The organism is Pseudomonas sp. NFX15 (genome assembly GCF_049132105.1).
In the GTDB taxonomy this organism is placed as follows: domain Bacteria; phylum Pseudomonadota; class Gammaproteobacteria; order Pseudomonadales; family Pseudomonadaceae; genus Aquipseudomonas.
The window spans coordinates 397381-409829 of sequence record NZ_JAFMPV010000001.1; the positions used below are offsets into that span (position 1 = coordinate 397381).

Here is a 12449-nt window from a genome sequence, read left to right on the forward strand (position 1 = left end):
ATGTATATTTCAATATCATGCTGCATCGACCCGTTGAACCCACAGCGGAAGCGGTCGTTGATGAGCGTGCGCGATTGGCCGTTTTGCTGCCCATCGCGAGGGGCAGAAAACGGCCGATTCTGTTGAAAAAGTCCCCTTTATGTTCGGCTGCTGTTGGCAAAAATGGAGTACTGGCTTACAGGTACTCGAAGAAGTTGGCCTTGATACCCTCCGTCGTGGCTGGCAGGAAAGCAGTCTTCGGCGCAGCGGGCGGCGCGGGTTGATGGAGGGAGGCGGACAGCGGCTGGACCTTGTAGCCCGCCTGCAGCTTCTCGACATTGGGCATGTCGGCTGGATTGAACAACTGGGTGCGGATCAACGTCAGTGCGAAGGGGGTTGTGGAGCTGAACACCTTGTCGATGCCAGGGGGAGGCGCAGCCTTCCAGTCGGGGCCTGCGATCATATAGCTCCCGGGTGCACTGGCCGTGGCCCGGCTGCCGATGTAGCCGTAGTTATAAGTATTGCCGTCGATCAGTTGCACCGAGTAGTAGCGCTTTTGGCTTTACCGGCACCGCGCCTAGGTATACCTGGCTATGGTTGCTGCTGATGTTGGTGTTTATCCTGGGTGAGTCGGCGACGCGCTGAGCCGCACCGGCACCGATTTGGCCGCAGGTACCTTGCTGCGTTCGGCGTGGTGCCAGAGCGGCACCAGCGGGTTGCATTCTGGGTAGTACGCGGCGGCGCAGCCTTCGGGAATGTCGTAGGCGATAATTTCGAATGGCCCGACCTGACGCTTGACCTCCGGTTCGATCGCGGTGGTCAACATCACTTGTGCGCCGGGCGTGAAGCCCAGGCGCACGATGTCGTTGCAGTGCATGAAAATCACCTCGCGCGTGCCGCTGACCCCGCGAAAACGATCGTCAAAACCGTAAATCGTGGTGTTGAACTGATCGTTGCTGCGCAGCGTCATCAGTTGCAGGACATCCCGTGCCGGTTGCGCAAGGTTCACGTCATCATCTTCTGCCAGGGTCACAGGGTTGACGAACTGCGCCTTGCCGCTCGGGGTCAGCCACTCGCGCTGCGCGGCGGCAATCGGGCGATGGAAGCCGCCCGGCTCGGCCATACGGCTTTCCATGTCGTGGAATATCTGCGGGTAGATCTGCCCGATGGCCGTCCGGACCTTGGTGTAGTCTGTGCTCCAGGCCTGCCAGTCGATCGTGCAGCCAGTGGAGAGAGTGGCCATGGCCAGTCCGGCGACGATGCTGGTCTCGGCGCGCACGTGGGGGCTGACCGGCTCGCTGCTGCCACGCCAGCTGTGGATGCAGCCGGTACTGTCTTCTGTGGTGTAGGTTTGCACTACGCCGTCCTGCCGGTCGATTTCGATACGTCCCAGGCTTGGCAGTAGCCACTGATGACGAGCCGGCAGCAAGTGCGTGCGGTTGAGCTTGGTGGCGACCTGTACATTCAAGTGTAATCCTTGCCAGGCGGGCTCCATGCGGGAGGTGTCGGGAATAGCGCGTAGAAAGTTGCCACCCAGGCCGATAAAACCGCGCACCTGACCGCTGAGAATCCCTTCGCACGCATCTACCGTGCACAAGCCCATTTTCTCCGGCACCTTGAAGCCGAAGTGCTGTTCGATCAACTCCGTCGGCACTTTTTTCGGGTCTTCGGTAATGCCCACCGTGCGCTGGCCTTGCACATTGGAGTGGCCGCGCACCGGGCAGATCCCGGCACCGGCCTTGCCGATATTGCCGCGCAATAGCATCAGGTTCACCAGCATCTGTACATTGGTCACGCCGTGGCGATGCTGGGTCAGCCCCATGCCGTAGACGAACATCACACGTTGGCTGTGGGCATACACGGTCGCGGCGGCTTCCAGTGCGCCGCGCGTCAGCCCGCTCTGGTGCTCCAGGTGTGTCCAGGCACAACCACGCACATAGGTGGTGAAGGTTTCGAAACCTTCGGTGTGGCGGGCGATGAAGTCGTAATCGAGTACGGCCGGGCTGCCTTGTTCAGTGGCGAGGTCATCCATTTCCAGCAACGCCTTGGCGATACCGGTGATCGCTGCCGTGTCACCGCCAATTGCTACCTGATGGTACTGGGTGCTGATCAAGGTCGAGTCGGGCGTGAGCATTTCCGTGGGGGACTGCGGGTTGACGAAACGCTCCAGGCCGCGTTCGCGCAGGGGGTTGAACGTGATGATGGGCACATCGCGTCGACGCACGTCCTGCAGTTGATGCAGCATGCGCGGGCTATTGCTGCCGACGTTCTGGCCAAAGAAAAACAGACAATCGGTGTGCTCGAAGTCTGCCAGGGTCACGGTGCCTACCGGCACACCGATGCTTTCCTGCAACCCTACCGAAGTACTCTCGTGGCACATGTTGGAGCTGTCGGGCAGGTTGTTAGTGCCGTAGGCCCGCGCGAACAGCTGGTACATGAACGAGGTTTCCAGCGACGCCCGCCCGGAGGCATAGAACACCACGCTGTCGGGATCCATGGCCTTGAGCTGGGTGCCGATTTCACGGTAGGCCTCTTCCCAGGAGGTTTCCCGGTAATGGTCAGTGTCGGGGTCGTAGCGTAGCGGGTGGGTCAGGCGGCCATGCTGCTCCAGCGCATAGTCGGGCCAAGTGCGCAGTTCGCTGAGGCTGTGCTCGGCGAAGAACGCCGGGTCTGTCTTCAGGGACGTCAGTTCCCAAGCGGTGGCCTTGGCGCCGTTCTCGCAGAACTCCAGCGCATGGGGATGTCCAGGCTTGGCCCAGGCGCAACTGACGCAGGCAAACCCATCCGGCTTGTTCTGTTTGAACAGGGCGGCGGGCGCTTTGGCCAGTGCCTGTTCACGCCACAATATCTGCATCACCGATTTGGCCGAACCCCAACCGCCACAGGCATGGGTATAGGGCTGGAAATGGCTTTTGGGATAGATAAGCATCAGGCGCCCCCCCGGTCTTGGCACAATACAGCTAGGACGCGCCGGTATACGCAAAGGTTCGAGTGGATTCGTGGGTGGAAGATGCCGTTTGTCAGTGTTGCTCACCACACCCCTGTGTGCTGTGAACAGACAACGAGGTGAGCAACATGAAAGCAATCAGGATTGAGCAGCTTGGCGGCCCCGAGATCATGCGGTTCTGTGACGTTGAAGTGCCGGAGCCTCAGGCCGGCGAGGTGCCGCCATAGCGGTGGCGACCGTACCCTGAAGCCGGACGAAGATGTGCAAAAAGGCAATTATAAATTTCCGCCCATCGAGGTCGTTAAACCCTGATCGTTTCGCTGCCCGGTAACTCTGACCTTTATTATGTCGACTACCGGGCAGACCCCAGTATCGTGGCCCGGTTTGCACTGTCAGGGGACGCCCAGTACGACGGCGGAAACACCGATGCTCTGGCGCAGTTCATCGAGGCGAAAGCTTTAGCGAACGCAAAGCGAACCGAAACTCATAAAGATCGGGAGCGCATCAAACGTATGACGAAAAGTTGATGTATAGCAATCAGTTCTTTCTGTTGCCCGGTATAGGTCCACAGCATTACTTCGCAATAGCCTAACCTCTGACAAATCGACCAATCAGGGAGAGTATGATTAAACTTAACCTCTACCTTTTCTAAAGCCGATCAAGGCCAACACTTATGCCATCCAACGTGAAGCGCTCAACCAATGTTCCGCAGCGCAAGGAGCTGATACCCAGCACCCTGCCCTTTCCTGTGGTCGGCATTGGCGCTTCCGCTGGCGGCCTCCAGGCGGTGAATTCATTTTTCGAGCACATGCCCAATGACAACGGCATGGCCTTTGTCATTATTTTTCACTTGTCGCCCGATTATCCCAGCCAAGTCGATCGGATCATTCAGGAAGTCACCAAAATGCCGGTGCGGCAGGTGACCGAGACGCTCTCCATCGAAAAGAACACCGTGTATGTCATCTCGCCGGCGCACAACCTGATGATGAACGATGGTTATCTGTCGGTGACGCCATCGGATCGGCCGCCCGGCATGCATGTGGCCATTGACCTGTTCTTCCGAGACCTGGCGGATGTGCACAAGGAGCGGGCCTTCTGCCTGATACTGTCCGGCACTGGCTCTGACGGTGCGGTAGGGCTTTCACGGATCAAGGAACAAGGCGGCATCACCTTGGTGCAGACTCCGGAAGATGCCGAATACGACGGCATGCCCCGTGCCGCCATCAATACGCAGATGGTTGATCTGGTGTTGCCCGTGGTGGAGATGCCGCAAAAACTGCTGGAGCTCTGGCGTAATTCCAAGGCCATCACACTACCGACCGCCAACGATCCGGAAATCAAGACCACCCCTCCTGCTTCCGAACGTGATGCCGCCATGGCCGAGCAGCAACTGCAAGACATCTTGATGCAGCTGCGCAATGGAACCGGTCACGATTTCAAACACTACAAGCGGGCCACCGTGCTGCGCCGCATCGAGCGTCGCCTGCAAGTGACCGCACAGCCGGATCTGGGCGCCTATTACGATTATCTGCAAGCTCACCCCGAAGAAACCAAGGCCTTACTGGGGGACATGCTGATCGGTGTGACCAATTTCTTTCGCGACCGCGAGGCCTTCGAGGCATTGGAACGCGATGTCATCCCCGATCTGGTTAAAGCCCTGCAGGACAGCCTGCCGCATCGGGATGAAATCCGAACCTGGTCAGCGGGCTGCTCTACCGGCGAAGAAGCCTATAGCCTGGCCATTCTGCTGACCGAGCAAATGGCCTTGGAGGCCAGCCCGGCCAAGCTGCAGGTGTTTGCCACCGACATCGATGACCGCGCGATTGCCTTTGGTCGAAGTGGCGTCTACCCCGAGGCAATCATTACCGACGTTCCGCCGCCGCGCATGCGCCAATATTTCACCCTGGAAAACCATCACTACCGCGTGCGCAAGGAAATTCGCGAGAAAGTGCTGTTCGCCAAGCACAGCCTGTTGCTCGACCCGCCCTTCTCGCAACTCGACCTGATCGTCTGCCGTAACCTGCTGATCTACCTCGACCGCGAGGTGCAGCGCGAGATCATGCAGATGTTCCACTTTGCCTTGCGCCCCGGCGGTTACCTATTCCTCGGTTCCTCGGAGTCCGCCGATGGCTGCCTGGATCTGTTTACGCCGGTGGACAAACGCAACCGCATCTTCCGCGCCAAGAGCGTCTCCAGCAGTCCCCGACGCGCCCCCACCCTGCCACGCGGCGGTTATGCACGTACGACGGCCGCCCCACGGCCTCTGGAGCCAGCGGTTACTCGCAAGGTGTCGTTTGCCGACATTCATTTGCGCGCGCTGGAGAAAGCGGCACCGCCTAGCATCATCGTCGATGCCAATGCCAATATCCTGCACATGAGTGAAGGTGCCGGGCGTTTTCTGCGCTACGTGGCCGGTGAGATCTCACGCAATCTGTTGACGCTGGCCCACCCGGATCTGCGTCTGGACATTCGCACCACGCTATACCAGGTACAGCAGAGCGGGCTACCGGTCACCTCGCGCAAAGTCCGCATCGAGCGTGAGCAGCGCAGTTACCTGGTCGACCTGAACGTGCATCCTTACAAGGATGACGAGACTGACAGCGAATACAACCTGGTGATCTTCGAGGAGCACGAGGTCGATCCTGAACAGCTGTTCGATGTCGGCACCAGCCAAACTGAAAACCAGATGCTGACCAACCTTGAGCACGAACTGCAACGCACCAAGCTGCAATTGCAAGAGACCGTCGAACAGTCGGAAGTCTCCAGCGAAGAGCTCAAGGCCTCCAATGAAGAAATGCACGCGATCAACGAAGAACTGCGCTCAGCCACCGAAGAACTGGAAACCAGCAAGGAAGAACTGCAATCGATCAATGAAGAGCTGCTGACTGTCAATGCCGAACTCAAGGCCAAAGTCGAAGAGACCGACAAAATCAATGACTACCTGACCAACCTGATTGCCTCCACAGACATCGCTACCGTATTCATTGATCGTAATTTGCGTATTCGCTGGTTTACCCCACGCGCCACCGAAATTTTCAGCATGCTGCCCGTTGATACCGGCCGCTCGCTGATGGACATCACCCATCGCCTGGACTATCCGGACATGGTCGAAGATGTGGCGACGGTCTTCGAGTCGCTGAACATGATCGAGCGTGAGGTCTGCAGCAGCGACCAGCGCTGGTACATCGCCCGTCTATTGCCTTACCGCTCCAGCGAGGATCACATCGACGGCACGGTGCTGACCTTCATCGATATTTCCAAGCGCCGTGCCGCCGAGGAAGAGTTGCGCATCAGTGAAGAGCGCATGCGCCTGGTCGCCGAGAGCACCCATGATTTCGCCATTATCATCCTCGATGATCACGGCGCGATCACCGACTGGAACACCGGGGCCAAGTTGATTTTTGGTTACGCCAAGGAGGAAGTACTCGGCGCCTATTACGATCTGATCTTCACACCGGAAGAACGCAGCTCAGGCGCTCCGGAAATTGAACTGCGTACGGCTCGGGAGCATGGTCGGGGCGAAGATGAACGCTGGCACCTGCGAAAGGACGGCAGCCGTTTCTATTGCAGCGGCGAAGTCATCCGACTTGAAGGCGAGAGCCTCAAGGGGTACGTGAAGATCGCCCGCGACCTCACCGGTCACAAGCGCCTGCACGAAGAGCAAAGCCAACGATTGGCCGAAACCCAGACCAGCAGCCATCTAAAGGACGAGTTTTTTGCGGTGATGTCCCACGAGCTCAAGCACCCGCTCAATCTCATCCAACTCAACGCCGAACTGCTACGCCGTTTGCCGATGACCAAAAGCGTCAGCCCGGCGATGAAGGCGGTCAATACCATTTGCGACGCGGTATCGAGCCAGGCGCGGATCATCGATGACCTGCTGGACGTTGCGCGCGTGCGCACCGGTAAACTCAAGCTGAAAAAACAGGCGGTGGACCTTGGACGAACTCTGCAGGACATCCACACGGTGGTGGTCAACGATCAACACCCTTGCGAAATCATCCTGCAGGTACCACAGCCGCCGGAGCCACCGCTGGTGGTCGATGCTGACAGTACGCGCCTGGAACAGATCATCTGGAACCTGGTGAACAATGCCCTGAAGTTCACCCCCAAGGATGGCCGCGTCGAACTGATTGCCCGACGTGTCGAAGACATGGCACAGCTGGACGTTATCGACAGCGGCATTGGCCTTGAACAGCACAACCTGCACAAGGTGTTCGACCTGTTTACCCAAGCAGAAAACCAGCACGCCATCCACCAGCGCGAAGGCCTGGGCATTGGCCTGTCACTGGTGCGGCAACTGGTGGAAGCCCACGGTGGCTCGGCGGATGTGCGCTCCGAAGGGACTGGTCGGGGCTGCACTTTTACCATTCGGCTTCCGCTGTGCCATCCCCATCAGCAGGCGGCAGATCAAGCGCAGACCTCCGGTGAATCAGGACGATTGTTTGGCCAGAAGATACTGCTGGTGGATGACTCCCGCGACGTGATGGAAGTGTTGCAAATGCTGCTGGAAATGGAAGGCGCCCACGTGGAAGCTTTCAGCGACCCGCTACTGGCCCTCAAAGCTGCGAAAGAAGGCAACTATGATGTGATCATTTCCGACATCGGCATGCCCGTCATGGATGGCCACGCACTCATCCAGGCCATTCGCCAGATTGTCCATCACAAATACACGCCGGCCATTGCGCTCACAGGTTATGCCACCAGCAGCGATCAGAAAAAAACCAGGCAATCGGGGTTCAATTACCACGTGAGCAAGCCGGTTGCCCATGATGACTTCATCGATATCATTGCCGAGGCTTGCAAAACTCGGCCGTATTAACCTCGCGACGTTTTGCGCTGAGTCGCCATTTGCCGCCCGTCACGACGGGCAGCAGAGTTTGCCCTTCAGTACGCCGATCGTCGCACCAAAGGCATCGGCAAGATCAAGACCTCCCCTTACGTGTTCCCGCCATCCAAGAACAGCGAGTACATCAAACAGACCTCGGACCTGCATAAACAGTGGGGGCCTGCGTTGGAAGCATTGGCGATGCCTTATCGACCGCCGTACAACTGCCGTCATACTTATGCGACAATATGCTCAATGTCCAACATGAACCCCGCATTCATCGCTCAGCAGCTTGGCCACAGCGTCCAAATGTTGCTGACGACGTATGCGCGTTGGCTCAACTCAAGCTCAGACTGGGCGGAGCTGGAAAAGCTCCAGATTGGTATCAAATCGGTATCAGGCAAAAAGACCAGCTCTAACCCATTGATAGGTAAGGTAATTGATCTCCACAGCTAACATCACGATGCAGTTCGGCGCCAAGCCGCTCTTCGAAAACGTTTCAGTCAAGTTCAACGGTGGCAACCGTTACGGCCTGATCGGCGCCAACGGTTGCGGCAAGTCGACCTTCATGAAGATTCTCGGCGACGACCTCGAGCCGTCCGGTGGCCAGGTCATGCTGGAGCCGAACGTACGCCTGGGTAAATTGCGCCAGGACCAGTTCGCCTACGAAGAATTCACCGTGATCGACACCGTGATCATGGGTCACGAAGAGCTGTGGAAGGTCAAGGCCGAGCGCGACCGCATCTACTCGCTGCCGGAAATGAGCGAAGACGACGGCATGGCCGTGGCTGAGCTGGAAACCGAATTCGCCGAAATGGACGGCTACACCGCCGAATCCCGCGCCGGTGAACTGCTGCTGGGCCTGGGTATTCCACTGGAACAGCATTTCGGCCCGATGTCCGAAGTCGCTCCAGGCTGGAAACTGCGGGTATTGCTGGCGCAGGCTTTGTTCTCCGATCCTGAAGTGCTGTTGCTCGACGAACCGACCAACCACCTGGACATCAACACCATTCGCTGGCTGGAAACCATTCTCAAGGCGCGTAACAGCACCATGATTATCATTTCCCACGACCGTCACTTCCTTAACAGCGTCTGCACTCACATGGCTGACCTGGACTACGGTGAGTTGCGCCTGTTCCCGGGCAACTACGACGAGTACATGACGGCGGCCACCCAGTCCCGCGAGCAACTTCTGTCGGACAACGCCAAGAAGAAAGCCCAGATCTCTGAACTGCAGACGTTCGTCAGCCGTTTCTCGGCCAACGCCTCGAAAGCCAAGCAGGCCACCTCCCGCGCCAAGCAGATCGACAAGATCCAATTGGCCGAAGTCAAGCCATCGAGCCGCGTGAGCCCGTTCATCCGTTTCGAACAGACCAAGAAGCTGCACCGCCAGGCCGTGACCATCGAGCAGATGTCCAAGGGCTTCGACGGCAAGACGCTGTTCAAGAACTTCAGCTTCACCGTTGAAGCCGGCGAGCGCCTGGCGATCATCGGCCCGAACGGTATCGGCAAGACCACCCTGCTGCGCACCCTGATGGGCGAGCTGACCCCGGACGCCGGTTCCGTGAAGTGGACCGAAAGCGCAGAACTGGGCTACTACGCCCAGGACCACGCCCACGACTTCGAAGACGACGTCAGCCTGTTCGACTGGATGGGCCAGTGGACCCAGGGCGAGCAGATCATTCGTGGCACGCTGGGCCGCATGCTGTTTTCCAACGACGAGATCCTCAAGTCGGTCAAGGTCATCTCCGGTGGTGAGCAAGGTCGCATGCTGTTCGGCAAGCTGATCCTGCAAAAGCCGAACGTACTGGTGATGGACGAACCGACCAACCACCTGGACATGGAATCCATCGAAGCGCTGAACCTGGCGCTGGAGAACTACCCGGGCACCCTGATCTTCGTCAGCCATGACCGTGAGTTCGTATCGTCCCTGGCCACCCGCATCATCGAGTTGAGCCCGAACGGCGTGACCGACTTCAGCGGCACCTACGACGATTACCTGCGCAGCCAGGGTGTGGTGTTCTAAGGTAGCGACAAGCCTTAGCTCCAATGGAAAAGCCCTGTCCTTTGTGACGGGGCTTTTTGCATTTCAGGGTCGGAATTATATGGGAGAGCCGATTTTTCGCGAGCAGGCTCGCTCCCACATTTGGAATGCATTCCCTGTAGGGGCTGGCTTGCCAACGAAGGCGATCACGCGGGCCACATCTGCTTTGGATGAGCCGGCCTCTTCGCTGGCAAGCCAGCTCCTACAGGGAAGGCCTCGACAATCGCGAGATTTAATTAGCCTGCTTCCTTTTATCGCACCGCCGCGCCATGATGCAGCTCTCCCACCGCCGCCCGCAAACGAGCCCCCATGTCTGTGCAGCCCGTTGCCCCGCAAAGTTCCATGGCGATCACCCTGCAGATCGTCTCCATCGTTTTCTATACCTTCATTGCCTTCCTCTGCATCGGTTTGCCGATTGCGGTATTGCCGGGTTATGTCCACGAGCAACTCGGATTCAGCGCCATCGTTGCCGGGCTGACCATCGGTTCGCAATACCTCGCCACCCTCCTCAGCCGCCCCATGGCGGGGCGTATGTCGGACAGTGTGGGCACCAAACGGGCAATCATTTATGGCTTGTCGGGGATTGTGCTCAGCGGTGTATTGACCCTGCTCTCCACGCTGCTGCAAGACGTTCCCTTGCTCAGCCTGCTGATTTTGATTGCCGGACGCCTGTTGCTGGGGATCGCCCAAGGCTTGATCGGCGTCGGCACCATCAGTTGGTGCATGGGCCAGGTGGGCGCGGAACACACCGCGCGATCCATCTCCTGGAACGGCATTGCGTCCTATGGGGCGATCGCCATTGGTGCGCCGCTGGGCGTGGTGATGGTTCAACAGTTCGGCTTCACCAGCCTGGGCATCACTTTGTCACTGCTGGCGCTGGCTGCGCTGGTGCTGATTCGCAACAAGCCCTCGGTGCCCGTGGTGCGCGGTGAGCGTTTGCCGTTCTGGGCAGTGTTCGGGCGTATTGCGCCGTTCGGGGCGAGCCTGAGCCTAGCGTCCATCGGCTACGGCACCCTGACCACATTCATCACCTTGTATTACGTCAATCGCGGCTGGACCGGCGCGGCCTACTGCCTGACCGTGTTCGGGGTGTGTTTCATTGTGTCGCGGTTGTTGTTCATTTCCGCGATCAGCCGCTTCGGCGGCTTCACCTGCGCCATTGCCTGCATGTGCATCGAAACGGTGGGCCTGATGCTGCTGTGGCTGGCGCCGTCAACCGGGTATGCGCTGATTGGCGCGGGCCTGACCGGCTTCGGTTTGTCGCTGGTGTATCCGGCGCTGGGTGTCGAGGCGATCAAACAGGTGCCTAACTCCAGCCGGGGTGCGGGCTTGAGTGCTTACGCGGTATTTTTCGACCTGGCACTGGCGATTGCCGGCCCGTTGATGGGCGCGGTGGCGTTGAACCTGGGGTATGGGTGGATTTTCTTTAGCGCGGCGTTGTTGTCCGTCACGGGGTTGGGCTTGACGTTACTGCTCAAACGCCGCAGTCACCTGTAGGAGGTGACGGCTATTGATCGGCAGTTTGCATCCCTGCGCGTGTCGCTCGGCCGAGGGTGCGCGAGAAGAAGCTTCCCGCTTCCGAGATCAGGCTGCGGTGAATGTCTTCCCGGTCGACACCGTCGGCATCGGTGCACAGCGCCGGCATGATCGCGATCTGTTCGTCATTGCACGGCGCCATGAACACGAAGTGCCCTGCCCCGGCCAGCAACTTGAAGTCCGGTGCAACCGGCAGTTTGCGCGCCAGGGCGGCAGCGTTCTTGTCCACCGCCACCAGCTTGTCGCCGTCGCCGCTATATAGCAGTACCGGCACGTGCACGTCGGCCAAGGTGTGGCGACCGAATTTGAGGCTCAACGGCGCCATTAGCATCAAGGCATGCACGCGCGGGTCCGCCACCGGTTGCAGGTCGTCGCGGTCGACGATCAACTCACCCTTGGTATTGCAGGCGTCGCGGTCGTCCGGGCGCTCCTGGCAATAACGCCGCAGGCGATCCAGGTCTGGCGTCGCGCCGGACAGGATCAACGCCGTCTCGCCACCGGCCGAATAGCCTATGACGCCGACTTGATCGGCGTTAACGAAAGGCGACAGCATGCGGTCGCCCAGCGTGGCGGTAATGGCTTCGGAAATCTGGATCGGCCGGCCGTACAGGTTACTCAAAGTACCGAGGCGGCTGTGATCCTTGGAATTGTCACCGGGGTGGATGACCGCCACCACCACGAAGCCTTTGCGTGCCAGTGAGGTAGCGAGGTCGTGCAGGGCCAGCGGGGTACCGGTGTTGCCGTGGGACAGCATCAGCATCGGAAACCGGCCGATGGCGACTTTGGTATCCTCCCCGGCTTCGACGGTGTAGCCCTCGAGTTTGCTGGTGTGCTCCCAATCGCTGGACGGGTAGAAGGCGATGGCGCGCATCGGCTGCAGGTCCAGTGGGTCGAGAAAAGTCATCTCGTGGTAGCCGACACTCCAGTGAGGATGCGGCGCAGGCGCGGCGTGCACTGTCATCAGGCTGCTGAGCAGGGATATCAGTAAAGTTGCACAAAGACGCACCATGGGATGCCCCACCTTGTTACCGGACCTGAGACGTAACCCTGAACTGCATAAGTCAGGCCACAATCTGAAACGACCAGAAACAAAAAACTCCGTAGCTGGTACTTGC

Annotated in this window: 5 protein-coding genes and 2 pseudogenes; 4 read left to right on the forward strand and 3 right to left on the reverse strand. The window is 59.0% G+C overall.

The genetic code is table 11. The features are described 5' to 3' along the window. Positions 1-175: 175 nt before the first annotated feature. Both J1D76_RS01720 and J1D76_RS01725 read right to left on the reverse strand, forming a co-directional pair. Positions 176-526: pseudogene (locus J1D76_RS01720) on the reverse strand (DUF1254 domain-containing protein); the annotation flags it as partial. 69 nt (positions 527-595) lie between these two features. Beyond that, complete coding sequence (locus J1D76_RS01725; protein WP_421136713.1) at positions 596-2908, reverse strand: FdhF/YdeP family oxidoreductase; 2313 nt, start codon at positions 2906-2908, stop codon at positions 596-598. Positions 2909-3599: 691 nt separating this feature from the next. Here J1D76_RS01725 and J1D76_RS01730 point away from each other — a divergent pair. The 4 genes and pseudogenes from J1D76_RS01730 to J1D76_RS01745 all read left to right on the forward strand — a co-directional run bounded on the left by J1D76_RS01730 (position 3600) and on the right by J1D76_RS01745 (position 11295). Then, the gene (locus J1D76_RS01730; protein WP_421136714.1) at positions 3600-7748 is read left to right on the forward strand and encodes a CheR family methyltransferase; all 4149 of its coding nucleotides are present in this window, start codon (positions 3600-3602) and stop codon (positions 7746-7748) included. Positions 7749-7796: 48 nt separating this feature from the next. Continuing rightward, positions 7797-8210: pseudogene (locus J1D76_RS01735) on the forward strand (site-specific integrase); the annotation flags it as partial. Further along, positions 8194-9780: an ABC-F family ATPase gene (locus tag J1D76_RS01740; protein ID WP_421136715.1), complete on the forward strand. Its 1587-nt coding sequence runs from the start codon at positions 8194-8196 to the stop codon at positions 9778-9780. The pseudogene J1D76_RS01735 and the gene J1D76_RS01740, both read left to right, overlap by 17 nt. 327 nt (positions 9781-10107) lie before the next feature. Then, a complete protein-coding gene (locus J1D76_RS01745; protein WP_421136716.1) occupies positions 10108-11295 on the forward strand; it encodes an MFS transporter in 1188 nt (395 codons plus the stop codon). A gap of 10 nt (positions 11296-11305) precedes the next feature. Here J1D76_RS01745 and J1D76_RS01750 read toward each other — a convergent pair whose 3' ends face one another. After that, positions 11306-12343 carry an alpha/beta hydrolase family protein gene (locus J1D76_RS01750; protein WP_421136717.1) on the reverse strand — a complete coding sequence of 346 codons (1038 nt, stop codon included), beginning with the start codon at positions 12341-12343 and terminating at the stop codon, positions 11306-11308. Positions 12344-12449: the final 106 nt, after the last annotated feature.

What these genes read in the sequence shown, in the direction of transcription:
- J1D76_RS01725 (WP_421136713.1), bottom strand. Translation starts at nt 2,908, where the DNA reads ATGCTTATCTATCCCAAAAGCCATTTCCAGCCCTATACCCATGCCTGT.
- J1D76_RS01730 (WP_421136714.1), top strand. Translation starts at nt 3,600, where the DNA reads ATGCCATCCAACGTGAAGCGCTCAACCAATGTTCCGCAGCGCAAGGAG.
- J1D76_RS01745 (WP_421136716.1), top strand. Translation starts at nt 10,108, where the DNA reads ATGTCTGTGCAGCCCGTTGCCCCGCAAAGTTCCATGGCGATCACCCTG.
- J1D76_RS01750 (WP_421136717.1), bottom strand. Translation starts at nt 12,343, where the DNA reads ATGGTGCGTCTTTGTGCAACTTTACTGATATCCCTGCTCAGCAGCCTG.